This is a genomic window from Streptomyces sp. NPDC001880 (assembly GCF_053594575.1).
This window is the reverse complement of record NZ_JBSFET010000010.1, coordinates 115,626-141,887: the sequence shown is the minus strand read 5'-3', so window position 1 is coordinate 141,887 and position 26,262 is coordinate 115,626. Positions and strand designations below refer to the sequence as shown.

Sequence of the window (26,262 nt, the reverse complement as noted above, 5' to 3'; positions counted from 1 at the left end):
AGCTCTCACGAGGTGATCACGTTGAGGTCAGCTCCGCACGACGCGGACCTCGGAGACCCCCGTCAGCCCGGCGAGCGGCACCTGCGCGGCGGTCTGGTCCGGACTCACCGTCAGGCCGTCGCCGCGCACGATGTCGAGCAGCACCTCGGCCAGTGGCATCACCATGTGCCGGCCCCAACAGCGTTCCGAGGCATGCCCGAAGGGGAGGTAGCCGGGCTTGTCGTCCGGGTCGAGGCTGCCCCGGCGTTCGGGGCGGAACTCGTCGGGGTCGTCCCAGAGCGCGGGGTCGCGGTGGCTCACCAGCGGCAGGATCAGCACGTCGTCGGCCGGGCCGATCCGGGAGTCGAGCACGGGGTATTCCGGCGATGCCTTGCGCAGGACGTTCCAGGAGGGCGGCAGCAGCCGCATGGCCTCGTGCAGGATGTTCCGGTTCGAGGTGTCGTCGCCGAAGGGCACTCCGAGCCAGAGCGCGTTGGCGACGAGCGTCGAGACGGTGAAGCAGACCGGTGCCGCCGCCCGCCGGTAGAGGCCCATCGCGTAGCGCCGGTCGCTGTAGCTCCCTCGACGTCCCGGGCGCGGCTGCCGGTACCGGACATGTGCATCTGGTCTCCAAGAAGCGGGAAGGGCCCGCGCCCGGCGGGCCGATGAGGCCTGGCCGGACACGGGCCCGAATCGACTGACCGTGTCCCTCGAAGCGACGGACCGTTCTGTCGGCTCAGTACCAGTGGTACCAGGCGTACGCCTTCAGGCTCTTCTCCGGCGTCATCTTGTCCTTGAGCAAGAAAAGGAACTTCACAACAGCACCTCCATCTTTTACTCTGAATTTGCATTCAAGTGGACATGACTCTGACCGTCCACGACGCCAGTCCCCCCTTGAACCGGGAATTCTGCGTCGCTCACCGCCGAAAGGAGTGAAGCCCAGCGCGAAAGGCGTTGCCAATGACCTGTTTTTTTCACCGTGCCCGAACCGCAGCGAATCGGGCACGAGTGGAACCAAGTCCGGCAGATCTCCGTCCGGGCCCCCAAAAGAGGCCACACGTCCAGTTCTCGGCGGCGTACAGGCGGTGCGGAAGCACCGAACAGCCCGTCCGGGCAACAGATGCGACACGGCGCCCACACCCGCACAGGCGCATGGGCACAAGGATCTGAAGAGCCGAATTCACGTCACTGAATGCCTGAATCGCCGACACCCGCGAACGTCCCGGACGAGGGATGGGCGATTCGGTGGCGAGCGCAATGAAACGCACCGGTCGGTAATTCCGGGTCGGTCGGGTAATACTGATTGGCATACGAAACCGCCCCGGCCGACATGACGGCGCGGGCACAGAAGAACCGTCCGCCGCCGCGCCGGCCGGGGATTACGGGACAACCCCTGAGCGCCTCGACGACTCAGCGCTGATAGCGCGCCAGGACTCGATTCCCGTCGTCGACCAGACGCTCCCTCAACTCCTGCGCCCCGATGGCTCCGCTGTAGTACTCCTGGAGGGCGGGCGTGGCGACCTTGTCCTTCCACTCCGGGTAGCCGCGCACCGACTGGGCGGGCGCCGGCCGGAGCGCCTTCGCGACGGCGACGCCGGTCGCCCAGCCGTTCTCGGCGGTGTGCAGGGACGGGTCGGCGAGGGCCGCGGTGCCGGTCGGGAGCATCCAGTCGCCCTTGGCCAGGCGCACCATGTTCGGCGGCCGGAGCATGAAGTCGATGAACTGCGCGGCCTCCTTCTTGTGCGGGCTGGCCTGAGAGACGGACAGGGTCTGCGGGCTCACGCCCTGGGCGAGGCCCGCACTGCCCGCGGGGGCCGGCAGGACCGTCCACTCGAAGCCTTCGGGTGCCTGCTCGACGACCTGTTGGCGGTACGAGAAGCCCAGCGGCACCATCGCGTACTTGCCGCCGAAGAACCCGGGCAGGGTGTCGGAGCCGCCCATGCCGAGTGCGGTACGCGAGGCGCTGTGGTCGGTGTTGACCTGGTCGTGGACGGTGCCGGGGACGACCTGGTCGCCCTCGCCCGCACGGATGGTCACCTTGCCGTCGGCGCCGCGGTGGAAGAGCTGCCCGCCGCCGGAGAGTCCGAGGTTGAGGGTGACCGGGACCGGCTCCTTGAGCGGCCAGGCGACGCCGTACCGTCCCTGGCCCGTCAGTTCCTTGGTCACCTGCCGGAACTCGGCCCAGCTCCACGGCTCGTCGGGGGTCGGGACGCGGACCCCGGACCCGGTGAGGATCCTGGTGTTGGCGATCAGGACGCGGGGCTCCTGGAGGAACGGCACACCGTAGACGCCGTCGCCGAAGGTGGTGGTGGACCAGCTCTGCTGCGGGATGTCTGCGGTCAGCCGGCCGGGGAGCAGTCCGCGCAGGTCCGCGAGGTAGCCGCCGTAGGCGAAGTCGGCCAGGTCGTCGGAGGCGTCATGGATGATGTCCGGTGCCTCGTCACCCTCGAAGGAGGTGAGGAGCTGGTCGTGAACGGTGTCCCAGCTGCCCTGGACATAGCTGACACGAATGTCCGGATGGGCCTCGTTCCACTCCTTCACCAGCTGTTTGTTGGCGTCGACGGACTCCTTCTGCCAGGCCAGCGACTGGAAGCTGAGCTCGATCCGGCCTTCGTCGCCCCGGCCGTCGTCCGTCCCGGCGCAGCCGGTGAGCAGCAGGGCCAGAGTGGCCGCGGCGGCGGCCGTCGTCCGCAGGGATGCCCGCATCAGCACTTCACCGCCCCGGCCGGCATGCCGCCCGTGATGCGCCGCTGGATGATCGCGAAGATCACCAGCGAGGGCAGGGTGGCGAGGAACGCGGCGGCGGCGAGCGGCCCGAGATCGGCCGCGCCCTCCGCACCGATGAAGTGGGTCAGTACGACCGGCAAAGTCTGCTTCTGTGGGGTCTTGAGCAGGACGAGCGCGAAGAAGAGCTCGTTCCACGCGGTGATGAAGGCGAAGAGCGCGGTGGCGACGATGCCGGGGGCCAGCAGCGGGGCCGTGACCGAGACGAGGGTCCGCAGTCGGCCCGCGCCGTCGACCGAGGCGGCCTCCTCCAGCTCGGCGGGCACGGCCCGTACGTATCCGACCAGCATCCAGAGCGCGAAGGGCAGCGCCCAGACGACGTACACCATGATCAGCCCCCACAAGGTGTTGATCAGATGGAGGTTCTTCAGGATCAGGAAGAGCGGGATGATCAGCAGGACGAGCGGAAATGCCTGGCTGATCACAACCCATCCGGTGGCCGCCGTGGAGAGCCTGGAGCGGTGGCGGGCCATCACATACGCCATGGGTGTGGCGACGGCGACCGCGATGAGGGCGGCGCAGACCGCGGCGATCAGCGAATTGGCGGCGGCCTGGAGCAGCGGCTGTTCGTCGAATGCCGTGCGGAAGTTGTCGAGCGTCGGATGGTCGGGGATCCAGGCGGGGTGCAGGGAGCCGAGTTCGCGCGCCGGTTTGAATGCGGTGGAGATCAGCCAGAGGAACGGGAACGCCAGGAAGACGAGATAGCCGAGCAGCGCGGCGTACTGTCCGGCGCGTGCGCCTGCGCTGGTGCGCATGCTCATCGGCCCTCACCTCCCCCGAGCCGGCCGGCGAGATACACGGCGAGGATCACGGAGATCACCGCGACCATCACACAGCCCATCGCCGCGGCATATCCGAACTGTCCGTAGTGGAAGGCCTCTTCGTACGCGAAGAGCATCGGAAGCCGGGTGCGCCCGCCGGGCCCGCCGTTGGTCAGTACGTAGACCAGCGCGAAGGAGTTGAAGTTCCAGATGAAGTTGAGCGCGGTGATGGCGAGCGCGACCGGTCTGAGCACGGGCCAGGTGACGGTGCGAAAGCGGCGCCAGGCACCGGCCCCGTCCAGCGCGGCCGCCTCGTGGAGCTCCTGCGGGGTGTTCTGCAGCCCGGCGAGCAGGGCGACGGTGGTCTGGGGCATGCCCGCCCAGACGCCCACGACGATCACGGCGGGCAGTGCGGTGGCGAGTCCGGTAAGCCAGTCCCGGCCGTCGCCGAGGCCGAGATCGCGGATGGTCTCGTTGAGGATGCCCGCGTCCGGGTTGTAGACGAGCCGCCACATGAGGCCCACGACCACCTCGGGCATCGCCCATGGAACGATCGCCAGCGCCCGCGCCAGCCAGCGCATCCGCAGATCCTGGTTGAGCAGCAGGGCGAGGCCGAGGGCCAGCACGAACTGCGGGACGGTGACGCCGAACGCCCACGCCAGGCCGATCCGGAACGAGTCCCAGAAGAGGGTGTCGTGGAGCAGGTCCTGGAAGTTCAGCCCGCCCACCCACTGGGTGGAGCGGGTGCGGCCGGACTGGGCGTCGGTGAAAGCCAGCGCGATGCCGTAGAGCAGGGGGCCGACGCTCAGGATCAGGATCGGGATCAGCGCGGGCAGCACCAGGAACCAGGCGCCGGCGCTCCGGCGGGCCGGCCGGGGCCGCTCGTCCTGCGGGCCGCCGGGCGGGCCGTGTCTTTCCGATCGTACCGTTGCACTAGCTAATGCCACGAATTCGCCCCTTTGCGTCTTTCGATCGGTTTCATACCGTTCTGGCCGCTCAGGTGGCCTCCGTCATCGTGCTGACGGGCCGTAGCTTCGTCAAGCAGGCCTGCACCGATGCGAAAATCGGAGCCATGAACGAGATGCGTGCGCGTGAGGTGCTGACCGCTGCCGGACTGTCCGGCGGTGCGGAGCTGCTCGCGCTGGGTGAGAACGCGGTGTTCGCCGTGGGCGACCTGGTGGTCAAGGTCGGCCGGGACGCCGTGCAGCACCCGGAACTACGGGACCGGGCCGAACGCGAGGTGGCCGTCGCCCGATGGCTGGCCGACTCGGGCGTGCCCGCCGTACGGGCCGCCGAGGACACGGCGCGCCTGGTCGAGGGCCACCCCGTGACCCTCTGGCACCGGCTGCCCGACGCCGTACGCCCCGCCGAGCCGCGGGACCTGGCGCAGCTGCTGACCCTGGTGCACGCGCTGCCCGCCCCGGACGGCCTCGGTCTGCCGCGCCGTGAACTGCTGGGCGGCGTCGAACGCTGGCTGCGGCTCGCGGGCGACGCGATCGACCCGGCCGACGCCGACTATCTGCGCGAGCGCCGCGACGGCTTCGCGGCTGCCGCCGCCGCACTGGTCCCGCATCTGCCGCCGGGGCCGATCCACGGCGACGCGCTGCCCCGCAACGTCCATGTCGGTCCGGACGGGCCGGTGCTGGTCGACCTGGAGACCTTCTCCGCGGATCTGCGCGAGCACGACCTGGTGGTGCTCGCGCTGTCCCGGGACCGGTACGGCCTGGCGCCCGAGGCGTACGACGCGTTCACCGCCACGTACGGCTGGGACGTCCGCGAGTGGGAGGGCTGCGCGGTGCTTCGCGGGGCCCGGGAGACGGCCAGTTGTGCCTGGGTGTCCCAGCACGCGCCGGCCAACCCGAAGGCCCTTGTGGAATTCCGCCGCCGGGTGGCCTCGCTGCGTGACGGCGACACGGCGGTGCGGTGGTATCCGTTCTGAGCTCCGCCCCCTGAACCCGGCTGCGGACCCGGCCGTCAGCCGGCGGCGACCCCGGCCGGCTCCCGCAGCGGCCAGTGGCCGTCGACCACCGCGTCGGCGGTTCCCTTGCGGCGCAGGAACTGCTGGAAGTCCGCCGCCCATTGCGCGTACCACTCCACTTGGCGCTCGTGCAGCTCGGCGGCGGTCAGCCCGGCGACCGAACCGTGCCGCTCGGCTATGGCGTACGCCACCCGGACCGCGGCCAGTGCGTCCGCCCCCGCGTCATGGGCTCCGCCGTGCACCACGCCGTACTCGACGCAGACCGCCTCCAGGTTGCGCTTGCCCTTGCGGTAGCGGTCGACGGCCCGGTCGATGGTGTACGGGTCGACGACCGGCCCGATCCCCGCCCCGTCGAGCCGGTCGCTCAGCGACGGCAGCCCGTGCCGCTGCAACTCCGCCGTGAGCAGCGTCAGATCGAAGGCGGCGTTGTACGCGACGACCGGCACGCCCCGGCGCCAGTACTCCGTGAGCGTCGCGGCGATCTCGTCGGCCACCTCGCGCACCGGCCGGCCCTCCGCCGCCGCCCGCTCGCTGCTGATGCCGTGGATCGCCGAGGCCTGCTCGGGAATCCGGATGCCCGGATCCGCAAGCCAGGTGCGCTGCCGCACCGGCTCCCCGTCCCTGCCGCCGACGCCGACGACCGCGGCCGTCACGATCCGGGCCTCCAGCGGATCGGTGCCGGTCGTTTCCAGGTCGAAGCCGACCAGCGCCTCCCGGTGCCAGCTCATCCCGTACCTCCTTCGTGGTGCTCTCCCCCAGGTGATGACCACCCTCGCATGCACCACTGACAACGCGGTCGCGGCCCCTCAGGAGACGGGCCGGGAGTCCGCCCATACGGACTCGAATTCCTCGCGGTACGTCTCGAACAGCCCGTGCTCGTTGTCCTGACCCGCCCGGACCACGGCACGCCCGCCACCGCGCAGCACCAGCACGGGCGCCTCCATGCCGCGGGCGCGCCGCAGATAGGTCTGGACGACCCCGACCGCGTCCGTCCCGTCGCCGTCCACCAGATAGGCCGTGAAGCGCGGGGTCTCGTCGAACACATGGATCTCGAAGGCACCCGGATCACGGAGCTTGGAGCGGACCCGGCGCATATGGAGGATGTTCATCTCCACCGACCGGCTCAGCTCGCCCTTCTTCAGGCCCAGCTCCCGCTCCCGGCGCTTGACCGCGCTGCTCGCCGGGTTGATAAAGAGCAGCCGCACCCTGCAGCCCGACTCGGCGAGCCGGATGAGCCGGCGGCCGGAGAAATTCTGCACCAGCAGATTGAGCCCTATGCCGATCGCGTCGAGCCGGCGCGAACCGCCGAAGAGATCCTCGGCCGGCAGCTGGCGCTGGAGGCGCACCCGGTCGGAGTGGACGGAGACCACGTCCGCGTACCGGTCGCCGACCAGCTCCTCGACGGCGTCGACCGGGAGCCGGTCGGCCGACGGGACCGCGGCGCCGCTGCCCAGGATCTCCAGGAGCCGGGCGGAGGCGCGCTCGGCCTGGGCCAGGACCGCCTCGTTCAGGGCGCGGTTGCGGGAGACCACATTGCGGGCGACCTCCAGCTCGTCGAGCGCCAGCTCCACCTCGCGCCGGTCGTCGAAGTACGCCTCGAAGCACGGCCAGTGCTGGACCATCAGCTCACGCAGCTGAGGCAGCGTGAGGAAGCTGAGGACGTTGTCGTCGGCGGGGTCCAGCAGATAGCCCTTGCGGCGCGAGACCTCGCGCACGGCGACGGCGCGCTGCACCCACTCCTGCCCGGCGGGCCCGGCGGCGGCCACCACCCAGTCCTCGCCGTGGACCGGCTCGTAGATCGGCCGGAGCACCGCGGCGACCACGGCGCGCAGCCGTTGCTCCACGAGATTCAGCCAGATGTAGGCCCGCCCGGCCCGCTGGGCGCGCGTCCGCACCTCGCTCCAGGTGTCCGCTCCCCAGTCCAGTTCCGCGCCGATCTCCATGGGCTGCGCAAGTGAAACCGCCCCTGGTGGGACATCGGTGGATTCCCCCTCGTGACCTGGGTCACCTGGGGGCAGCTCGAAGCCTCCCGAGCTCACCCGCGCACCGCCTTCCACTCCCCCACCAACGATCAAGGAAGGGTACTCCGGGAGCGGGAGCCGGTGCAGCCGGATGCACATGCTGATTCGTCAACTCCTCCATGACGCGTGGATGTTCCCGGCGGCAAGATCTGCCGTAGTGAGGGGATTCATAGTGATTGAGCGCCCCATCCGGCGCCCGGTACCGGGCGGGAGCCGGGTCCGGGGGGCCGGGTCCCGGTTCCGGGCGACACGGAGAGGCCCGATGTTGACCGGACCGCGTGACGTGCCGGTCGGTCCTAGGTAGCCGCACCTGTTTCGGGGAAGATCTGGCTCAGAGCCTGTCGGGTGGCCTCCGATCGGATAGCGGACGCGGTCCGGTGCGTGCGATTCCGAGGCGGAGGAGGGAGTCGACGCGGAGCGTCGGCGACCGACGACAACCCGGGAAGCGTGCGTGCCAGGGCGTGGCCGCCCGGCCGGAGGCCACCCGACAGGCTCCAGGGCCGGTCCGGCGGATCAGGGGTCGGACGGGTTCTGGCAGCCCGCAAGCTCCAGGCACCCGGATCAGAAGTGGAAGAGTCGAACCTATGCAGGTCTGGCCCGGACAGGCGTATCCCCTCGGTGCCACGTACGACGGCGCCGGGACCAACTTCGCGGTCTTCTCGGAGGCCGCCAGACGAATCGAGTTGTGCCTGCTGCACGACGACGGTTCCGAGACGGCGGTGGAGCTCAGGGAGACCGACGCCTTCGTCCGCCATGCCTATCTGCCCGGTGTGATGCCCGGTCAGCGGTACGGATTCAGGGTCCACGGGCCGTACGAACCGGAGCGCGGCGTCCGCTGCAATTCGGCCAAACTGCTGCTCGACCCGTACGCCCGCGCCGTCGCCGGGCAGATCGGGTGGGGCGAGGCGGTGTACGGCTATCCGTTCGGCCGGCCCGACGCGCGCAACGACCTCGACTCGGCGCCGCACACCATGACCTCGGTCGTGGTCAACCCGTACTTCGACTGGGGCGACGACCGGCGGCCCCGTACGGACTACCACCGCACGGTGATCTACGAGGCCCATGTGAAGGGCCTGACGATGCTCCACCCGGGGCTGCCGAAGGAGCTGCGCGGCACCTACGCGGGCCTGGCCCATCCGGAGGTGATCGCCCATCTGACGGAACTGGGCGTCACGGCGATCGAGCTGATGCCTATTCACCAGTTCGTCCAGGACCACCGGCTGGCCGACGCCGGGCTGGCCAATTACTGGGGCTACAACACCATCGGCTTCTTCGCCCCGCACAACGCCTACGCCTCCTGGGGCGACCGCGGCGAGCAGGTGCTGGAGTTCAAGCAGGTCGTGCGGGCGCTGCACCAGGCCGGCATCGAGGTGATCCTCGACGTGGTCTACAACCACACCGCGGAAGGCAACCACCTGGGTCCGACGCTCTCCTTCCGGGGCCTGGACAACGCCTCGTACTACCGGCTGGCGGACGACCAGCGGTACTACATGGACACCACGGGGACCGGGAACTCCCTGCTGATGCGGTCGCCGCACGTGCTCCAGCTGATCATGGACTCGCTGCGGTACTGGGTCACGGAGATGCATGTGGACGGCTTCCGTTTCGATCTGGCGGCCACCCTGGCCCGGCAGTTCCACGAGGTGGACCGGCTGTCGTCGTTCTTCGACCTGGTGCAGCAGGACCCGGTGGTCAGCCAGGTGAAGCTGATCGCCGAGCCGTGGGACGTGGGCGAGGGCGGCTACCAGGTGGGGAACTTCCCGCCGCTGTGGACCGAGTGGAACGGCAAGTACCGGGACACCGTGCGGGATCTGTGGCGGGGCGAGCCCCGGACCCTCGCCGAGTTCGCGGGGAGGCTGACCGGCTCGTCGGACCTGTACCAGGACGACGGCAGGCGGCCGCTCGCCTCGATCAACTTCACCACCTGCCACGACGGATTCACGCTGCACGACCTGGTCTCGTACAACGACAAGCACAACGAGGCGAACGGCGAGGGCAACCGGGACGGCGAGAGCCACAACCGGTCCTGGAACTGCGGCGCGGAGGGGGACACCGACCAGCCGGAGGTCCTCGATCTGCGGATGCGGCAGATGCGGAACTTCGTCGCCACGCTGATGCTGTCGCAGGGTGTGCCCATGCTGAGCCACGGCGACGAGTTCGCGCGTACGCAGCGGGGCAACAACAACGCGTACTGCCAGGACAGCGAGTTGTCGTGGGTGCACTGGCCGGACCCGGCAAAAGCCGCCGAGGACGAGGCCGGACGGGACGGGGCGAGCGACCTCGGCAGCAGTCTGCTGGAGTTCACCCGGGCGATGGTCTGGCTCCGCCGCGACCATCCGGTCTTCCGGCGCCGCCGGTTCTTCCACGGCCGTCCGGTCGAGGGCACCCACGACGAGCTCTCGGACATCGCGTGGTTCACTCCGCAGGGCCGCGAGATGACGCAGCGGGACTGGCAGGCCGCGCACGCCAAGGCACTGACGGTCTTCCTCAACGGACACGCGATCTCGGAGCCGGGGCCGCGCGGCGAGCGGATCTCCGACGACTCGTTCCTGCTGATGTTCAACGCGAGCGCCGAGACGCTGGAGTTCTCCGTTCCGGTGAACCACGGCCGACAGTGGATGGTGGTGGTCGACACAGCCCGCCCGGTCGGAGTCATGCCCGGCTCAGGGCCGAAGGTGGCGGCAGGCGATCGGGTGACGCTGGTCGGACGCAGCATGACGGTGCTCCAGCGGCCCGCCTGAGGCGTGTCCGGCAGCCGGGGCACACCGCCGGTCGTGCCCTTTGCGGCATTCCGTGACACAGATGCCGCCAGGCTGGGTACGAACGTCCGCATGACGCCCACCGCCACCTACCGGCTCCAGCTCCAGCCCGACTTCCCGTTCTCGGCCGCCGGAGACGCCGTGCCGTATCTCGCCTCGCTCGGCGTCTCCCATCTGCATCTGTCCCCGGTCCTGGAGGCCGTGCCCGGCTCCCGGCACGGTTACGACGTCGTCGACCACGGCCGGGTCCGCGCCGAGCTCGGCGGTGAGGAGGGGCTGCGGGAGCTGGCCCGCACGGCACGCGGCCACGGTCTCGGGCTGATCGTGGACATCGTGCCGAACCACATGGCCGCCGTCCCGCGCCACAACCACGCGCTGTGGGAGGTGCTGCGCGAGGGCCCCGGGTCCCCGTACGCCCGCTGGTTCGACATCGACTGGGCGGCGGGCGGCGGCAAGGTGCTGCTGCCGGTGCTCGGCGGGCGGATCGGCGACGAGCTCGGCAGGCTCCGGGCGGACGGGGACGTGCTGCGCTACGGCGAGCAGGAGTTCCCGCTGCGGACCGGCACCGCCGGTCTGCCGCTGCCGGAGCTGCTGGACGCCCAGCACTACCGGCTCGGCTGGTGGCGGCTGGCCCGTACCGAGCTGAACTACCGGCGGTTCTTCACCATCTCGGAACTCATCGGGGTGCGGGTGGAGGACCCCGAGGTCTTCGCCGCCACCCACGGCAAGATCCTCGAACTGGTCGGGGACGGTGTCGTCGACGGGCTGCGCATCGACCACCCCGACGGGCTGGCCGACCCCGCGGCCTACCTGGAGCGGCTCTCGGCGGCCACCGGCGGGCGGTGGACGGTGGTGGAGAAGATCCTCACCGGCGGCGAGCCGCTGCCCGCGGACTGGGCCGTCGCGGGGACGACCGGGTACGACGTGCTGCACCGCGTCGACGGCCTGTTCGTCGACCCGATGGGCGCGGCGGAGCTGGTCGGCCGCTACCGGGAGTACGCGGGCCCCGCCGGCGACCGCGGCGGTTTCTGGACGGCGACCGTGCGGCGCGCCGCGTACCGGGTGGTGACGCATGAACTGGCCGCCGAGACGGAGCTGCTGACCCGGCTCGCCGTACGGATCTGCGCGGACGACCCCGCGCTGCGCGATCACGCCCCGTGGACGCTGCACGCCGCCGTGCGCGAACTGCTCGTGCGGGTACCGGTCTACCGCCCGTACGCGACGGCCGGCGGGCCCTGCACGGCGACGGCCGAACAGACGCTGTCGGACGCGGTCGTACGGGATGCGAAGGCGGTGTTCGCCGTGGCGGAGGAGGGCTCGGCCGTCGACGTGGTCCGGGAGCTGGCGCTGGGGCGGCTGGGAGAGGGGCCCGAGCGGGGCGCGTTCTGTGCCCGGTTCGCCCAGACCGCTTCCGCGTTGCGCGCCAAGTCGGTCGAGGACACGGCGTTCTACCGGTACGTGCCGTTGATCTCGGCCAACGAGGTGGGCGGCGACCCCGGGCAGCCCGCGGTGACACCGGAGCAGTTCCACGCGTTCTGTGCCCGGCTGGCCCGTGACTGGCCGGCCACCGGCACGGCGCTGACCACCCATGACACCAAGCGCAGCGCCGATGTACGGGCCCGGATCGCGGTGCTGACGGAGTGTCCGGAGTCGTGGTCCGGGCTGCTGACGGAGCTGGAGCGGGCCACCCCGGCCACCGCGCCCGACGCCCAGCTCGCCTGGCAGGCCTGGCAGACGGCCGTGGGCTGCGCGAGGCTGCCGGGCGGCGAGATGGCGGGCCGGCTGGAGCCTGCGCTGCTGAAGGCGGTCCGCGAGGCCGGGCTCTTCACCAGCTGGACCGAATCCGAACCGGGATACGAGCGGGCGGTGACGGACTTCGTCGCGGCCGGGCCGGCGGCCGGTTCCGGTCCGGTGCGCGAGATCCTGGAGCGGTTCGCGAACATGCTCGACCCATATGTGCGGGCCAATGTGCTCGGGGCGGCGCTGGTGCATCTGACGATGCCGGGTGTGCCGGATCTGTACCAGGGCACGGAGCGGGAGTACCTGGCGCTGGTCGACCCGGACAACCGGCGGCCGTTCTGCGAACCGTCCCTGGACGGGGCCCTCGGCGAGAAGGGCGAGCTGACGGCGGCCGCCCTGCGGCTGCGGCGCGAGCGGCCGGTGGTGTTCGGCGAGTCCGGTACGTACGTCCCGCTGAGCGCCCGTGGCCCGGCGGCCGCGCACTGTCTGGCGTTCTGCCGCTCGGGCGAGGTGGTCACCGCCGTGACCAGGCTGTCGTTGCGGCTGGCCGAGTCGGGCGGCTGGCACGACACGGAGCTGGCGCTGCCGGACGACGGGCCGTGGACCGATCTGCTGGCGCCCGGTCGGGAGTACGCCGGGGGCCCGGTCGCGCTCGCCGAGCTCTTCGCCGCGCGGCCGGTGGCGCTGCTCAGCCGGGCCGGACGAGGAGGGCCCGCAGACCACGGGTGAGCAGCCCGGTACCGGCCGGGCGGAACCCGTCCGCCCAGCGGAGCCGGAGCATCGCGTCGAGCAGCGCACGCAGGCCCTGGCGGGCTTCCAGCCTGCCGAGCAGGACGGCCGGACAGGACGCGGGTCCGGTGAGGGACCGGCTCCGGTCGCGGCGGAAGGGGTCGAAGAGGTCGGGGGCGGCGAACCGTTCCGGATCGCGGCCGGCCGAGCCGATCAGGCAGGCGACGTACGCCCCGGCGGGCAGGGTGCCGCCGCTGCTGGCGGCCTCGGTGACGGTGCGGCGCAGCCGCGGGCTGCACCAGCGGTCCTGAGCGGGCCGGCTGCCGAACCGCCGACTGCCGTGCGGCCGGTTCCCGGGCGGGGGCTCTCAGCCCGGGGGCCCGGGGACGGGCGCGGAGAGCCGGAAGCTCATCCGCCCGAAGCTCACCTGGTCCCCGTCGCGGACCGGGACCGTGCCGGTGACCCGTTGGCCGTTGACGCAGGTGCCGTTGGTCGAGCCGAGGTCGCGCAGCAGCCAGCAGCCGCCCCGCACGGTGAGCTCCGCGTGCATCCGGGAGACGGTCTCATGGTTGAGCCGCAGACCGTTCCCGGGGTCGCGGCCGATCAGCAGGGGGTGCGGGCTGGGGGTGGGGAGCAGGAGCTTGGGGAGCCGTTCGGTCTGCCAGACCCGGCGCACCCGGCCGGGGAATCCGGAGACCCCGCCCACGACCCGGAGTATCCGCCGTGACCAGCGGCCCTCGCCCCCCAGGTCGGCGGTGAGTGCGTCCAGCTCCTCGGAGCGCCGGGCGGTGAGGGCCAGCTCCATGCGCCGCATGAAGGTGTCGTGGGACAGCTTTCCCTGTGCCGCACCGTCTCTGAGTACGCCGAGCACACGGTCGCGCTGGGCGTCGGACAGCCGCACGGAATACGTGTGGGACTCGAAGGAGGACGTCACACGGCCAATTGTCGGTCCGACCGCCCCGGAGTGTCCAGAACGGGCCCGTGTCCCGTCCCGGCCCCTGCGCAGCGCCCTGACCCCGGATATCCCCGCGCACGGCCGCGAAGACGTTGCTACCGTCTCCCGCCGCAGGCCGCCCGGCATCCGCCGGAAGGCACTTCGGCGCGCTTACAGGAGCTTGTGTGACCCCTGCACCACAGGAACTGACCATCCGTCCGCTCACCGGTCCGCAGGAGCTCGGGCTCTTCCGCCGGCTGTCGTACACCCTCGATCACGAGCTCGCCGACGACCTGGAGAGCGGGCGTCGCCGCCCCGATTGGATGTGGGTGGCGATGCGCGGCAATCACCTGGTGGCACGCATCGCGTGGTGGAGCCTGAGCGGTCAGGCGCCGCTGCTCCTCGACTTCTTCGACCTGGACGACACACTGCCCGAGCCCGAACGCGTCGAGATCGGGCTGGAGCTGCTGGAGACGGCGACGGCAGCGGTCGTGCCGGCCGGCGCCCCGCGGCCCGAGTACGGACGCTTCGTACCGGCCGACTGGCGCGAGGACTTGGCCGTCCGCGATGTCGTCGAGGCCCGGATCCGGGTCATGGAACGTTCCGGTGCGCGGATGCTGGTCGAGCGGCTCCGTCTGGAGTGGCGCGCCGGCACGCCGGTCCCCGCCGACAGCGGCCGGCTCCGCTTCCGCCCGGTCGACGGGCGTGAGGATCTCCTCGCGCTGATGGCACCGGTGATGGAGGGCACCCTCGACGCCCACGGGCAGGCCGATCTGGCGTCCGGGCTCAGCGCCCGCGAGGCTGCCGAGAAGCACTACGACGAGGAGCTGGCGAAGTACCGGACCCCGCACGAGTGGTGGCGGATCGCCGAGCTCCCGGACGGTGCACCGGTCGGGTTCGTGATCCCGGCACGCAACGACTACAACCCGATCATCGCGTACATCGGTGTGCTGCCCGCCCGGCGCGGCCACGGCTACATCGACGACATCCTCGCCGAGGGCACCAGGGTGCTGGCCGCGCAGGACGGCGTGGCACGGATCCGGGCCGCCACCGACCTCGGCAACGTACCGATGGCCAAGTCCTTCGAGCGCCTCGGGTACGTGAACTTCGAGCGCTCCTTCGACATGGTGTGGGACTGAATCGGCGGACGGCCGGCTCGCCATACGCCTCCGACGGCGAACTGGCCGGCATCCAGGTGCCCGCCCACGACCCGGGCGGCCCGTGCATCGGCTTCATCGGGGTCGTTCCCGAGCAGCGGAGCCACGGCTACGGGTACGACCTGCTCGTGGAGTGCACACACTTCCTCGCGGCCGAGGGCGCCGGGTTCATCACGGGCGCCACCGACCGGAGCAACGCGCCGATGGCAGCCGCGTTCGCGCGGGCCGGTCATCGCATCAGTCAGGAGCGCATCCATCCGATCCGAGTGCGGGGGTGAGTTCCGCCAGCCATTCCAGGCGGAGCTGCTGCTCGGCGGGGATCGTCGCGTCCTCGCCGCGCGGCCCCACGTTGAGCAGCAGACTGCCTCCCCCGGCCGCTGTCTCGCGTACCAGCGACTCCAGTGCCTCGCGGCCGAGGTACGCCTCGGGCGGGGAGTTGCGGTTGTAGCCGAAGCCGTGGTCGATGCCGCGGGTGATCTCGTACGGGTCGGGCCCGGTGCAGCGGGCGAATTCCGGGGTGCGGAAGTCGTAGTACGGGGGCCGGCGCGGGACGAAACCCTCGCCCCGGGCGACGGTGCGTCGTTCCCAGCTGTTGTACAGGACCTTGGCGCCGGGAAGCCTCAGCGCACGCCACATCGGCGCGTACGGGAACAGCCGGTCGTTGACGACGCCGTGCGGGACGGCGAAGCGGTAGTACTCGATGAGCCGCTGGACATCGGTGCGGGAGCCGGGCCAGGCGATGTCGTTCCAGAGGATGTCGGGGCGGTGACGGCGGATCAGTTCGCGTATCTGGGCACCCGCGTAGGCAGGGTAGCCGCCGCGCGGTACGGCCGAGACGGTGTCCGCGCCGGTCCCTATGGGGCGGTCGTCGAAGGTCCAGTCGAGTCCGCCGGAGTAGTAGACCCCGAAACGCAGCCCCTCGGCCCGTACGGCTTCGGCGAACTCACCGACGACGTCACGTGTGGTGTGCCAGCGGGCGCGGTGCGGGTTGGCGGCCTCGGAGGGCCAGAGGCAGAAACCGTCGTGGTGCTTGGTGACCAGGACGGCGTAGCGGGCGCCCGCGGCGCGGAAGCCGCGGGCCCACTCGGTGGGGTCCCAGCTCTCCAGGGCCTCGTTGAAGTCGCCCCCGAAGGCGGCGTACGGGCGGGATCCGTAGGTCGCGCGGTGATGGGCGGAGACGGGGCTGTCGGGGAACCGGAGCGCGTTCTCGTACCACTCGGCGTACCACGTCCAGCCGAGCGGCGAGCGGCGGCCGGCCAGGGGGAGTTCGTCCACGGGGACGTACCGCGGGGCCCAGCCCGGCACCGAGGCGGGCGTCCAGTGCACGAAGATCCCCAGTCCGGCCCGGGTCCACCATGAAGCAACCATGCCGCGAAGTATGGATCACACCGCGGACGGTCCGTCAGGCCGGTGTGCCCGACTGCCCCTTCTGCGTACGGATCAGCTCGCGGTACCAGGCGTACGAGTCCTTGGGCGTCCGGCGCAGTGTCTCGTAGTCGATGTGGACCAGGCCAAGCGCTTGCCGGCGCCCTCGATCCACTCGACGTTGTCGGTGAGCGACCAGGTGAAGTCGCCGCGCACGTCGACGCCCGCGTCGATGGCCTCACGAAGGGCCCGCAGGTGCCCTTCGAGGTAGGAGATGCGGCGGGTTTCCTCGAGGAAGCCGGGCGGGAAGGACGGCACGGTCATCTCGGCCTCCACGGCCGTAAGAGGGAGCGCGTATTGAGCGGAACCCGGCGGGGCAATGATCAGAACCAGACTTAATCGCCAGTAACGGGCTCGATCCAGTGTCGTGGGCCGGTGATCGCGGCTGCTGCCGACGACGGGGCACGGGCGAGGAGACGAGGAGCGTTGCAATGCTGTTCGAGGTATGGGCACCGGATGCGGGCTCGGTCGGGCTGTGGCTGTCGGGCGAGCTGCGGGCTATGGGACGTGATCCCGGGCGGGACGGCTGGTGGACGGCCCGGGCGGAGGCGTCGGACGGGGACCGCTACGGCTTCGTCCTGGACGGGGGCGAGCGCGAGGAGGGCGGCAGCGACGGGGACGGTGCCGCCCCGCGTGTGCTTCCCGATCCGCGTTCGCGCCGCCAGCCGGACGGGCCGGACGGCGAGAGCGCCGTCGTCGACCACTCGCTGTTCGAATGGCGCAGCGACTGGGCCGGCCGGGGGCTTCCGGGCGCCGTCCTGTACGAGCTGCACATCGGTACGTACACCGACGAGGGCACCTTCGACACAGCGGCTGCGCGACTGGGCCACCTGGCCGAGCTCGGCGTCACCCATGTGTCGCTGATGCCGGTCTGCCCGTTCCCCGGCACGCACGGGTGGGGGTACGAGGGGGTGTCGCTCTGGGCCGTGCACGAGCCGTACGGCGGGCCGGATGGGCTCAAGCGCTTCGTCGACACCGCGCACGGTCTCGGGCTCGCGGTCCTCCTGGACGTGGTCCACAACCACCTCGGCCCGTCCGGCAATCATCTCCCGGCCTTCGGCCCGTACTTCACCGGAACCCATCACACGCCGTGGGGCCCGGCGGTCAATCTCGACGCCCCGGGATCGGACGAGGTGCGGGCGTTCCTGCTGGACAGCGCGCTCGCCTGGCTGCGGGACTACCGGCTCGACGGACTGCGGCTCGACGCGGTCCACGCGCTGGCCGACGGGCGGGCGCTGACCTTTCTGGAGGAGCTGTCCACGGCGGCCGACGCGCTCGCGGCCGAGCTGGGCCGTCCGCTCCCGCTGATCGCCGAGTCCGACCTCTGCGACCCGCGGACCACGACCCCCCGCGAATCGGGCGGCATCGGTCTGCACGCCCAGTGGAACGACGACTTCCACCACGCCCTGCACACCGCGCTCACCGGGGAGTCCCAGGGCTACTACGCGGACTTCGCCAAGGCTCCGCTGGCCGCCCTCGCCAAGACCGTGACGAGCGTGTTCTTCCACAACGGCACGTACTCCACCTTCCGGGGCCGCACCCACGGCCGCCCCGTCGACATCGTCCGCACGCCCGCCCACCGCTTCGTCGGCTACGCCCAGACCCACGACCAGATCGGCAACCGGGCCCTGGGCGACCGGCTCTCCGCCACTCTCTCCCCCGGCCTGCTGGCCTGCGCCGCTGCCCTCGTCCTGACCGGGCCCTTCACGCCGATGCTGTTCATGGGCGAGGAGTGGGGCGCGCGCACCCCCTGGCAGTTCTTCACCGACCACACCGATCCGGAGCTCGCCGAGGCGGTACGCAGCGGCCGGCGGCGGGAGTTCGCGGCGCACGGCTGGGTGGCGGACGCCATTCCCGACCCACAGGACCCGGCCACCCGCAGCCGGTCCTGTCTGGACTGGAGCGAACCCTCGCGGGAACCGCACGCCCGGCTGCACGCCTGGTACCGCGAGCTGATCGCGCTGCGCCACACCCTGCCCGACCTCCGCGACCCGGACCTGGCGTCGGTGCGCACCGCCCACGACGAGCAGGCGCGCTGGCTGGCCTACCGCAGGGGCGATCTGCGGATCGCGGTCAACCTCGGCGAGAAGCCGGCCACGATCCCGCTGGGCGGCAGCCGGCGCCGGGGCGGCGTGGACCGGGTGGTGGCGGCGTGGGAACCGGTGGAGGCCCCGGGCGTCGACGGGCTGCTGCACCTGCCGCCGGAGTCGTGCGTGGTGCTGGCCGACGACTGACGGCCCGGCGCCGACGGGGCGCGCCCCGCGTCCGGCTACTCGACGATCGCCAGCTCGCGCGCGGTGCTGTTGAGACGTCGGCCGCCGTCCTCGGTCACGGTCACGATGTCCTCGATCCGCACACCGAACCGGCCCGGCAGATAGATGCCCGGCTCCACGGAGAAGCACATCCCGGGCACCAGCGGCTGCTCCTCGCCCTCGATCATGTAGGGCGGTTCGTGGGTGGTGACGCCGATGCCGTGGCCGGTGCGGTGGATGAAGCGTTCGCCGTAGCCGAACTCGGTGATCACCGCGCGGGCCGCGCGGTCGATCTCCTGGCAGGCGACGCCCGGCCGGACCGCGTCGCAGCCGGCCTCCTGCGCCTCTCGCACGATGTCGTGGACCCGCTGTTCCTCGGCGGTGGGTTCACCGACGTGAACCGTACGGGAGGTGTCCGAGCCGTAGCCGTGCTTGAGGCCGCCGAAGTCGAGTACGACCATGTCGCCCCGCTCGATGGTGCGGTCACCGGCCTCGTGGTGCGGATTGGCGCCGTTGGGGCCGGAGCCGACGACTGTGAAGTCGACCTGGGAGTGCCCGAACTTCCGCAGCAGATCTGCCAGTTCTGCGGCGATGTCGGTCTCCTTGCGGCCGGAGAAGCGCACCTTGAGGATCTCCTCGTACGTGGCGTCGGCGGCGGTTCCGGCGGCCGCGAGCCGCTCCAGCTCATGGGCGTCCTTCACCGCGCGCAGCATCGGCAGCGCCTCGGTGAGGGAGACGTACGAGGTGCCCGGCAGCGTGCGCTGCAGCCCGAGCAGGTGCATCGCCCAGGCGTTGTCGCTGATCCCGAACCGGCCCGCGCCGTCGAGCAGCGGTGCGGTGACGGCGTAGGGGTCCGTGCCGTCGGTCCAGTCCCGCAGGGTGAGGGCCCGGGCGCCGACGGCCTTCTCCGCGTCCGGGGCCTCCAGCGTCGGGACGACGAGGACCGGGTCCTGACCGGCCGTGAGGACGAGGACGGTGAGGCGTTCGGTGTTCACGGGCTGGTAGCCGGTGAGGTACACGAGATCGGGTCCGGGCGCGACCAGGACGCCCGCGAGCCCGGCCTCGGCAGCGGTCTCGGCCGCGCGCGTCATACGGGCCCGGTAGTCGTCGGCGGTGAACGGTACGGGCTGGCTCTGGCTGGGCATGCGGGACCTCCTGGCGACGCGACACGGCACACAGCATCCTGCCTCTCCGGGCCGGTCGACGCGAGCGGGGCTCCGCCACCTCTCGGACGAGGCCGACCCGAGCCGACGTTCACGGGGTTCGCGTACGCCTCGGGTCAGCGCGTCCCCTTGCCCTCCAGATACGCCAGCACCGCCAGCACCCGTCGGTGCACCGTGCCGTCGTCGGGTTCCAGGCCGAGCTTGGCGAAGATGGAGCCGATGTGTTTGCTCACCGCCCGTTCGGTCACCACGAGTTCGGCGGCTATGGTGCCGTTCGCCTTGCCCTGGGCCATCAGTTCCAGCACTTCGCGCTCGCGCGGGGTGAGGCTCCGCAGCGGCTCGGCCGACGACTTGCGGGTCAGCAGCTGGGTCACGACCTCGGGGTCGAGCGCCGTGCCGCCGGCCGCCACCCGGTCCAGCGCCTGGAGGAACTGGTCGACCCGGCCGATCCGGTCCTTCAGGAGATAGCCGATGCCCTGCGCGCCCTGGGCGAGCAGCTCGGCGGCGTACGTCTCCTCCACGTACTGCGAGAGCACCAGGATCGGCAGCTCGGGCAGCTCCGCGCGGGCGGCGAGTGCGGCACGCAGCCCCTCGTCGCGGAAGCTGGGCGGGAGCCGCACGTCGAGCACCGCGGCGTCCGGACGGTGTTCCAGCAGGGCGGGCAGCACCTCGGGTCCGGTCGCCGCGTCGGCCACCACCTCGTGGCCCGAGCTGGTGAGCAGCAGGATCAGGCCCTCCCGCAACAGCGCGTTGTCCTCGGCGATCACGATCCGCACGGCAGCTCCACCTCGATGTCCGTCGGCCCCCCGATGGGGCTGCTGATGCGGGTGGTGCCGTCCAGGGCGGCGATCCGCCGTCCGATGCCGACCAGCCCGCTGCCGGACCCACCCCGGTCCGTTGCCCGCGCGGGCCGGGGGCTCGGGCGATCGCCGCCGGTGGAGGGCTTCTCCGAGGTGCCGTGCCGTTCGCCCGCGCCGCCGTGCCCATTGTCGCTGATGGTCACCCGCAGGGTGCCGGGGGTGCGTTCGATGCGCACGGTCGCGGCAGTCGCACCGCTGTGCTTGCTGATGTTGGTGAGTGCCTCGGCGATGACGTAGTAGGCGGCGGCCTCTATCGCGGCCGGAAGCCGCCGGCCGTCCTCGACACCGTCCAGTTCCGCGGTGACGGGCACTCCCGCGTCGGCAGCCAACGCCCTTACCGCGCCTGCCAGTCCACGGTCCGTCAGCACCGGAGGATGGATGCCGCGCACCACGTGCCGCAGTTCCGCGAGGGCCGCCTCCGCGCCGTCCTGTGCCTCGTCCAGGCGGATGCGCGCGGCGGCCGGGTCGCTGTCCAGGAGCTGTCTGGCGAGGCCGATGCGCAACGACAGGGCGACGATCCTGGCCTGGGCGCCGTCGTGCAGATCGCGTTCGATGCGCCGCAGTTCGGCGCCGTGCGCCTCGACCGCACCGGCCCGGCTCTCGGTCAGCTGGGCGATCCGTTCGGCGAGCGCGGCCGACGGCGACGAGGTGAGCAGCGACCGTGTCCAGCCGGCCGACAGGTCCGCGAGTACCCCGTGCCAGCGCAGCACCCACCCCTGCCGCTCGGGCAACGGGGTCCCGTACTCGTCGGCGGCGCGCCGGTCCAGCAGGTGCACGACCGGCAGAGCGACCCCGTCCACCAGGAGCCCGACCGGCCACAGCACCATCGCGAGGTAGCCGATGGCATTGCCCATGAGCGCCTGGAGGGGCAGCCAGAGCACGTCGCGCCAGACCGTGGGATCGGCGAGCACCCGCCGTACCCGCTCGGACAGTTCTCCGTTGTCCAGCGACGGATACCGCGTCGGTGTGAACGGCACGCCCAGCCGCGCCGCCGCCCTGCGTCGTTCGAACTCCGCGCACCGGCGCAGCACCTTGGCGGCCTCCGGCAGCGCGGGCAGCCCGATGATCACGGCGGCGAACAGCAGCACCGCCACCACGAGGAACGCGCCCACATAGGCGAGCAGCGCGACCGCGATACCGACGGCCAGATAGCGCGAGGCGTCCCACGAACGCCGGATGGCGGCCGCGAGCGGGGCGGGTGTGATGCTCATGACGCATCACGTTACGGGGGTACGCCCACCGCCGGAGTGGGGCCCTGTCCCGGCGCGGGGTGGAGCTGGCTGCACCCCTGTTCCGGGACCGCGCACCCTCGTGCGGACAGCCTCGGATTCCTAGCGTTTACCCAGGTCGGAAGGGAAGGCGGGGCTGGGCACGATATGGCCGGGCACGGCCGGCGGCCGGTCCGCCCTCCGCCGCCGGAGGTGAGCGTGTACGGCACGGCCGCTCGTGAAGAGCTCGCTCCGAGCGGTGGTGGCCCCGATGCCAGGCCAAGGCATCGGGGCCACCACCGCTCACGTGTTCCGCCCTGGGACGGCCAGGGCGTGTTCCGGAAGTAGCGTCGTCCGCCCTGAGGGCGGGGCCGGGGGCGTCCGGTGCGTGCGATCGCAAGACGGAGGGAGGAGAGCGCAGCGGGCCGCGCCGACGACCGACAACGCGGCGAGCAATGGGGTCTCCCCTGCTCGAGCGATGCCGAGAGCTCGGGGCAGTGCCGGACGCCCCCGACCCGGCGGGACTTTCGAAACACGCCCCGGCGACGGGCCCGGCCGGTCAGCTCTGCTCGCTCTGGTCCTGCTCGGCCCCCTCGATTTCGAAGGTGAAGGGGCTGTCCTTGAACTTCCCCTTCACCCAGGTGCTGATGTCACCGGTAGTGACACTCTTGTCGTTCGTGTTCTGCACGACGTGGTGGGAGTCCTTCACCTGGCTGAACACGGCATCGCCCGGACCGCTCTCCTTGATGATGATGACGTCCGATGCCGTCGCCGCGGTCGCGGTGACGGCACCCAGACCCGTGACCAGTCCGATCACGGTTGCTGCGCAGGCAAGAATCCTCTTCATGGCCGGTCTCCCGTGCGTGGGGCAGCGTGTGCCGCGGGTGCGGCAGCGAGTGCTGCGGGTACAGGCGTCGATGTACCCGCACCCGGACCGAAGTGATCACTCTTCGGAGTCATTCACCTGACCGGTCGGCCGCCGATGAGCCGAAGAACGGTTGGGGCCCCGGGCCCGGCCACCGGCCCCGGGGCCCGATCGGCAGCGGCACTCCCGTGCCGTTTCCGGGTCACGAGGACATCGGCAGCGGCAGCGCGCCCTCCCGGCCCGCGGCCGCGGCCAGCGCGTCGAGGACCGGGGCGATCAGGGGATGCCCCTCCGCCCCCTGCCGTACCGCGGCGAAGACCCGGCGGGTCGGCGCGCTGCCCTCCACCGGCCGCACCACCACCCCCGCCAGCTCCATCCCCCGCAGCGCCGACCGCGGCACCAGCGCCACCCCGGCGCCCGCCCCGGCCAGCGCGACGACCGCGCGGAAGTCGTCCGAGGAGTGCTCCAGCCTCGGCTGGAAGCCGGCGAACTCACAGGACAGGACCACCACGTCGTGGCAGGGGTTGCCGGGGTACGGGCCGATCCACGCGTCCTTCTCCAGGTCGGCGATGGCCACCTGCGCCCGGCCTGCCAGCCGGTGCCCGACGGGCAGCACCGCGTCGAACGGCTCGGAGTACAGCGGCACCCGGGTCAGCCGCAGATCGTCCTCGCCGGGGGCGCCCCGGTACTCGACGGCGACCGCCACATCGACCTGCCGGTCGAGCACCATCGGCACGCTCGCGTCGCCCTCGGCGTCCTGGACCCGTACCCGGATGCCGGGCGCGGTCCGCGTCAGTTCGGCGATCGCGGGGGCGAGAACCAGGCCGATGCCGGTGGCGAACGCGGCGACGGTGACCGTACCGGCGTCACCCGAGCCGTACGCGGCGAGTTCCGCCTCGGCACGTTCCAGCTGGGCCAGCACCGCGTTGGTGTGGGTCAGCAGGATCTCCCCGGCGGGGGTGAGCCGGGCGCCGCGCGCGCCCCGTTCGACGAGCCGGTGCCCGGTCTCCTGCTCCAGCGCGGCGAGCTGCTGGGAGACCGCGGAGGGGGTGAGATACAGCGCGGCGGCTGCGGCGGTCACCGTGCGGTGGTCGGCCACCGCACGGAGGATGCGCAGCCGCCGTGAATCGATCATGCGCCCCATTGTCCCAGGTCACGGAGGGAACCCCGCCTCGCGGGCGGGGCTTTCCGGTGAGCCTTCGGGCAGGGGCGGCCGGGCGCTACTCCCCCAGTGCGGCCCGCGCGTCGACGAACGCGTCCACGGCCCGGTTCACGTCCGCCGTGGAGTGGGCGGCGGAGAGCTGGACGCGGATGCGGGCCGCGCCCTGCGGGACGACCGGGTAGGAGAAGCCGATCACGTACACACCGCGCTCCAGGAGGAGCTCCGCCATCCGGCCCGCCTTCGCCGCGTCCCCGATCATGACGGGGGCGATGGCGTGGTCGCCGGGCAGGATGTCGAAGCCCTCCGCGGTCATCCGGGTGCGGAACAGCTCGGTGTTGGCGTTCAGCCGCTCACGCAGGTCCCCGGCGCCCTCCAGCAGGTCGAGGACCTTCAGCGAGGCGGCCGCGATGACCGGGGCGAGGGAATTGGAGAAGAGGTACGGCCGGGAGCGCTGGCGCAGCAGCGCGACGATCTCGGCGCGGGCCGCGACATAGCCGCCGGACGCGCCGCCGAGCGCCTTGCCGAGGGTGCCGGTGATGATGTCGACGCGGTCCATCACGTCGTGCAGCTCCGGCGTGCCGCGGCCGCCGGGGCCGACGAAGCCGACGGCGTGCGAGTCGTCGACCATGACCATGGCGTCGTAGCGCTCGGCCAGGTCGCAGATCTCGCGCAGCGGCGCGACGTACCCGTCCATGGAGAAGACGCCGTCGGTGACGACGAGCCTGCGCCGGGCGCCGGAGGCCTCCTTGAGCTGCTTCTCCAGGTCGTCCATGTCGCGGTTGGCATAGCGGAACCGCTTGGCCTTGGAGAGGCGGATGCCGTCGATGATGGAGGCGTGGTTGAGGGCGTCGGAGATGACCGCGTCCTCCGGGCCGAGGACGGTCTCGAAGACACCGCCGTTGGCGTCGAAGCAGGAGGAGTAGAGGATCGTGTCCTCCTGTCCGAGGAACGTGGAGAGCCGCTGCTCCAGCTCCTTGTGGACCTCCTGGGTACCGCAGATGAAGCGGACCGAGGCCATGCCGTAGCCCCAGCGGTCCAGCGCCTCGTGGGCGGCGGCGATCACCTCGGGGTGGTCGGCGAGGCCCAGGTAGTTGTTGGCGCAGAAGTTGAGCACCTCACCGGGGCGGCCGCCCGCGGTGACGGCGACCGACGCGGACTGCGGGGTGCCGATCACGCGTTCGGGCTTGTGCAGTCCGGCGGCCTCGATCTCTTCGAGGGTGGTGCGCAGGTCGTCGCGTACGGATTCGAACATGAGGGGGGTCTCCCAGCTGTCTACGGTGGCGTCGGCCACGGAGGCGTCGGGTCAGGGCGTCGGGTCAGGAGGTCCAGTCGAGGATGACCTTGCCGCCGCGGCCGCTCGCCGCGTCGTCGAAGGCCGCCTCGAAATCGCGGTAGCCGTACCGGCCGGTGATCACGGGGGCGAGGTCGAGGCCGCCCTCCAGCAGTACGGACATGGCGTACCAGGTCTCGTACATCTCGCGGCCGTAGATGCCCTTGACGGTGATCATCGAGGTGACGACGCGGGCCCAGTCGACGGCGAACTCCTCGGACGGCAGTCCCAGCATGGCGATCCGGCCGCCGTGCGTCATGTTCGCGATCATGTCGCGCATCGCCTCGGGCCGGCCGGACATCTCCAGGCCGACGTCGAAGCCCTCGCGCAGTCCGAGGCGCTTCTGGCCCTCGGTGATGGTCTCCTCGCCGACGTTCAGGGCGAGGCTGACGCCGACCTTCCGGGCCAGTTCGAGGCGGGCCTCGCTGACGTCGGTGATGACGACGTTGCGGGCGCCCGCGTGCCTGGCGACGGCTGCGGCCATGATGCCGATCGGTCCGGCGCCGGTGATCAGTACGTCCTCGCCGACCAGCGGGAACGACAGCGCGGTGTGCACGGCGTTGCCGAACGGGTCGAAGATCGCGGCGACATCGAGGTCGACGGGGACCCGGTGCACCCAGACGTTGGACGCGGGAAGGGCGACGTACTCGGCGAAGGCCCCGTCCCGGCCGACGCCGAGCCCGAGCGTGGAGCGGCACAGGTGGCGGCGGCCGGCCAGGCAGTTGCGGCACTTGCCGCACACCAGGTGGCCCTCGCCGCTGACCAGGTCGCCGACGTTGATGTCGACGACATCGGCGCCGGTCTCCGCGACCTCACCGACGAACTCGTGCCCGAGGACGAGCGGAGTGCTCACGGCCTGCTGCGCCCAGCCGTCGTAGTTGCGGATGTGCAGATCGGTGCCGCAGATGCCGGTACGGAGGACCTTGATCAGTACGTCCGTGGGGCCGATCTCCGGCTCCGGCACGTCCATCAGCCAGAGTCCCGGCTCGGCCTTCTGCTTCACGAGTGCCTTCACGGCTGCGGCTCCCTGCGCTGGTGCGGCGTTGAGTACCCCGGGCCGGGGGCATGCCTGTGCAAAGCCTGCGGCCCGGGGAGGATCGAGAGGGACGGGGCGAGTGGCAGCGCGCGTCGACCGGCTGCCGCGCACCATCCTCT

The 26,262-nt window shown here is 71.5% G+C and carries 20 protein-coding genes and 4 pseudogenes; 6 read left to right on the top strand and 18 right to left on the bottom strand.

What is annotated here, in order from left to right:
- Positions 1–27: 27 nt before the first annotated feature.
- From ACWCQ6_RS09160 to ACWCQ6_RS09140, 5 genes and pseudogenes are all read right to left on the bottom strand, one after another.
- Positions 28–555 (bottom strand): annotated as a pseudogene (locus tag ACWCQ6_RS09160) (cytochrome P450); the annotation flags it as partial.
- A 160-nt stretch (positions 556–715) separates the two neighbouring features.
- Complete coding sequence (locus ACWCQ6_RS09155; protein ID WP_350985409.1) at positions 716–796, bottom strand: tryptorubin family RiPP precursor; 81 nt, start codon at positions 794–796, stop codon at positions 716–718.
- A 593-nt stretch (positions 797–1,389) separates the two neighbouring features.
- The gene (locus tag ACWCQ6_RS09150) at positions 1,390–2,685 is read right to left on the bottom strand and encodes an ABC transporter substrate-binding protein (protein WP_451087024.1); all 1,296 of its coding nucleotides are present in this window, start codon (positions 2,683–2,685) and stop codon (positions 1,390–1,392) included.
- Complete coding sequence (locus tag ACWCQ6_RS09145) at positions 2,685–3,524, bottom strand: carbohydrate ABC transporter permease (protein ID WP_451087022.1); 840 nt, start codon at positions 3,522–3,524, stop codon at positions 2,685–2,687. Before ACWCQ6_RS09145 ends, ACWCQ6_RS09150 begins: the two co-directional genes overlap by 1 nt.
- Positions 3,521–4,471: a carbohydrate ABC transporter permease gene (locus tag ACWCQ6_RS09140; RefSeq protein WP_451087020.1), complete on the bottom strand. Its 951-nt coding sequence runs from the start codon at positions 4,469–4,471 to the stop codon at positions 3,521–3,523. The genes ACWCQ6_RS09145 and ACWCQ6_RS09140 overlap by 4 nt, the downstream gene beginning before the upstream one ends.
- A 125-nt stretch (positions 4,472–4,596) precedes the next feature.
- Here ACWCQ6_RS09140 and ACWCQ6_RS09135 point away from each other — a divergent pair, with 125 nt between their 5' ends.
- Entirely contained in the window at positions 4,597–5,463 is an 867-nt protein-coding gene (locus tag ACWCQ6_RS09135; RefSeq protein ID WP_451087018.1) for a phosphotransferase enzyme family protein, read from the top strand.
- 35 nt (positions 5,464–5,498) lie between these two features.
- Here ACWCQ6_RS09135 and ACWCQ6_RS09130 read toward each other — a convergent pair whose 3' ends face one another.
- Complete coding sequence (locus tag ACWCQ6_RS09130; protein WP_451087016.1) at positions 5,499–6,230, bottom strand: exonuclease domain-containing protein; 732 nt, start codon at positions 6,228–6,230, stop codon at positions 5,499–5,501.
- A 78-nt stretch (positions 6,231–6,308) separates the two neighbouring features.
- Positions 6,309–7,541, bottom strand: a complete 1,233-nt coding sequence (locus ACWCQ6_RS09125; RefSeq protein ID WP_451087014.1) for an SAV2148 family HEPN domain-containing protein — start codon at positions 7,539–7,541, stop codon at positions 6,309–6,311.
- A 566-nt stretch (positions 7,542–8,107) separates the two neighbouring features.
- On the opposite strand from ACWCQ6_RS09125, the gene glgX reads away from it, so the two are divergent.
- Positions 8,108–10,264 (top strand): glycogen debranching protein GlgX, encoded by a 2,157-nt coding sequence (glgX, locus tag ACWCQ6_RS09120; RefSeq protein WP_451087012.1) that lies wholly within the window; start codon positions 8,108–8,110, stop codon positions 10,262–10,264.
- 90 nt (positions 10,265–10,354) lie between these two features.
- Positions 10,355–12,751 carry a malto-oligosyltrehalose synthase gene (treY, locus tag ACWCQ6_RS09115; protein WP_451087010.1) on the top strand — a complete coding sequence of 799 codons (2,397 nt, stop codon included), beginning with the start codon at positions 10,355–10,357 and terminating at the stop codon, positions 12,749–12,751.
- Here the strand turns inward: treY and ACWCQ6_RS09110 are convergent.
- Both ACWCQ6_RS09110 and ACWCQ6_RS09105 read right to left on the bottom strand, forming a co-directional pair.
- A pseudogene (locus tag ACWCQ6_RS09110) lies at positions 12,711–13,037 on the bottom strand (cytochrome P450); the annotation flags it as partial. The gene treY and the pseudogene ACWCQ6_RS09110 overlap by 41 nt on opposite strands.
- An 81-nt stretch (positions 13,038–13,118) precedes the next feature.
- Positions 13,119–13,685, bottom strand: coding sequence for a DUF1707 and FHA domain-containing protein (locus tag ACWCQ6_RS09105; protein ID WP_451087008.1), 567 nt, complete (start codon positions 13,683–13,685; stop codon positions 13,119–13,121).
- Between the two features lie 185 nt (positions 13,686–13,870).
- Between ACWCQ6_RS09105 and ACWCQ6_RS09100 the strand changes: the two genes are divergently transcribed.
- Positions 13,871–14,824: a GNAT family N-acetyltransferase gene (locus tag ACWCQ6_RS09100; RefSeq protein ID WP_451087006.1), complete on the top strand. Its 954-nt coding sequence runs from the start codon at positions 13,871–13,873 to the stop codon at positions 14,822–14,824.
- A gap of 23 nt (positions 14,825–14,847) precedes the next feature.
- Positions 14,848–15,120: pseudogene (locus tag ACWCQ6_RS09095) on the top strand (GNAT family N-acetyltransferase); the annotation flags it as partial.
- On the opposite strand, the gene ACWCQ6_RS09090 reads toward ACWCQ6_RS09095, so the two are convergent.
- Both ACWCQ6_RS09090 and ACWCQ6_RS09085 read right to left on the bottom strand, forming a co-directional pair.
- A complete protein-coding gene (locus tag ACWCQ6_RS09090) occupies positions 15,080–16,210 on the bottom strand; it encodes an alpha-L-fucosidase (protein ID WP_451087004.1) in 1,131 nt (376 codons plus the stop codon). The pseudogene ACWCQ6_RS09095 and the gene ACWCQ6_RS09090 sit on opposite strands and share 41 nt — an antisense overlap.
- Before the next feature lie 34 nt (positions 16,211–16,244).
- Positions 16,245–16,531, bottom strand: a pseudogene (locus tag ACWCQ6_RS09085) (family 1 glycosylhydrolase).
- Between the two features lie 167 nt (positions 16,532–16,698).
- Between ACWCQ6_RS09085 and treZ the strand changes: the two are divergent.
- On the top strand, positions 16,699–18,501 hold the full coding sequence (gene treZ, locus ACWCQ6_RS09080; protein WP_451087002.1) for a malto-oligosyltrehalose trehalohydrolase: 1,803 nt from the start codon (positions 16,699–16,701) through the stop codon (positions 18,499–18,501).
- Positions 18,502–18,536: 35 nt separating this feature from the next.
- On the opposite strand, the gene ACWCQ6_RS09075 is transcribed toward treZ, so the two are convergent.
- The 7 genes from ACWCQ6_RS09075 to tdh form a co-directional block, all read right to left on the bottom strand.
- Positions 18,537–19,664: an aminopeptidase P family protein gene (locus ACWCQ6_RS09075; RefSeq protein WP_451087000.1), complete on the bottom strand. Its 1,128-nt coding sequence runs from the start codon at positions 19,662–19,664 to the stop codon at positions 18,537–18,539.
- Positions 19,665–19,798: 134 nt separating this feature from the next.
- Positions 19,799–20,458, bottom strand: a complete 660-nt coding sequence (locus tag ACWCQ6_RS09070; RefSeq protein ID WP_451086998.1) for a LuxR C-terminal-related transcriptional regulator — start codon at positions 20,456–20,458, stop codon at positions 19,799–19,801.
- Positions 20,446–21,753 (bottom strand): sensor histidine kinase, encoded by a 1,308-nt coding sequence (locus ACWCQ6_RS09065; protein ID WP_451086996.1) that lies wholly within the window; start codon positions 21,751–21,753, stop codon positions 20,446–20,448. The genes ACWCQ6_RS09070 and ACWCQ6_RS09065 overlap by 13 nt, the downstream gene beginning before the upstream one ends.
- Before the next feature lie 556 nt (positions 21,754–22,309).
- The gene (locus ACWCQ6_RS09060; protein ID WP_451086994.1) at positions 22,310–22,597 is read right to left on the bottom strand and encodes a hypothetical protein; all 288 of its coding nucleotides are present in this window, start codon (positions 22,595–22,597) and stop codon (positions 22,310–22,312) included.
- A 220-nt stretch (positions 22,598–22,817) separates the two neighbouring features.
- Entirely contained in the window at positions 22,818–23,750 is a 933-nt protein-coding gene (locus tag ACWCQ6_RS09055; RefSeq protein ID WP_451086992.1) for a LysR family transcriptional regulator, read from the bottom strand.
- Between the two features lie 85 nt (positions 23,751–23,835).
- A complete protein-coding gene (locus ACWCQ6_RS09050) occupies positions 23,836–25,029 on the bottom strand; it encodes a glycine C-acetyltransferase (RefSeq protein WP_451086990.1) in 1,194 nt (397 codons plus the stop codon).
- Positions 25,030–25,093: 64 nt separating this feature from the next.
- Entirely contained in the window at positions 25,094–26,122 is a 1,029-nt protein-coding gene (gene tdh / locus ACWCQ6_RS09045; protein WP_451086988.1) for an L-threonine 3-dehydrogenase, read from the bottom strand.
- Positions 26,123–26,262 lie beyond the last annotated feature (140 nt).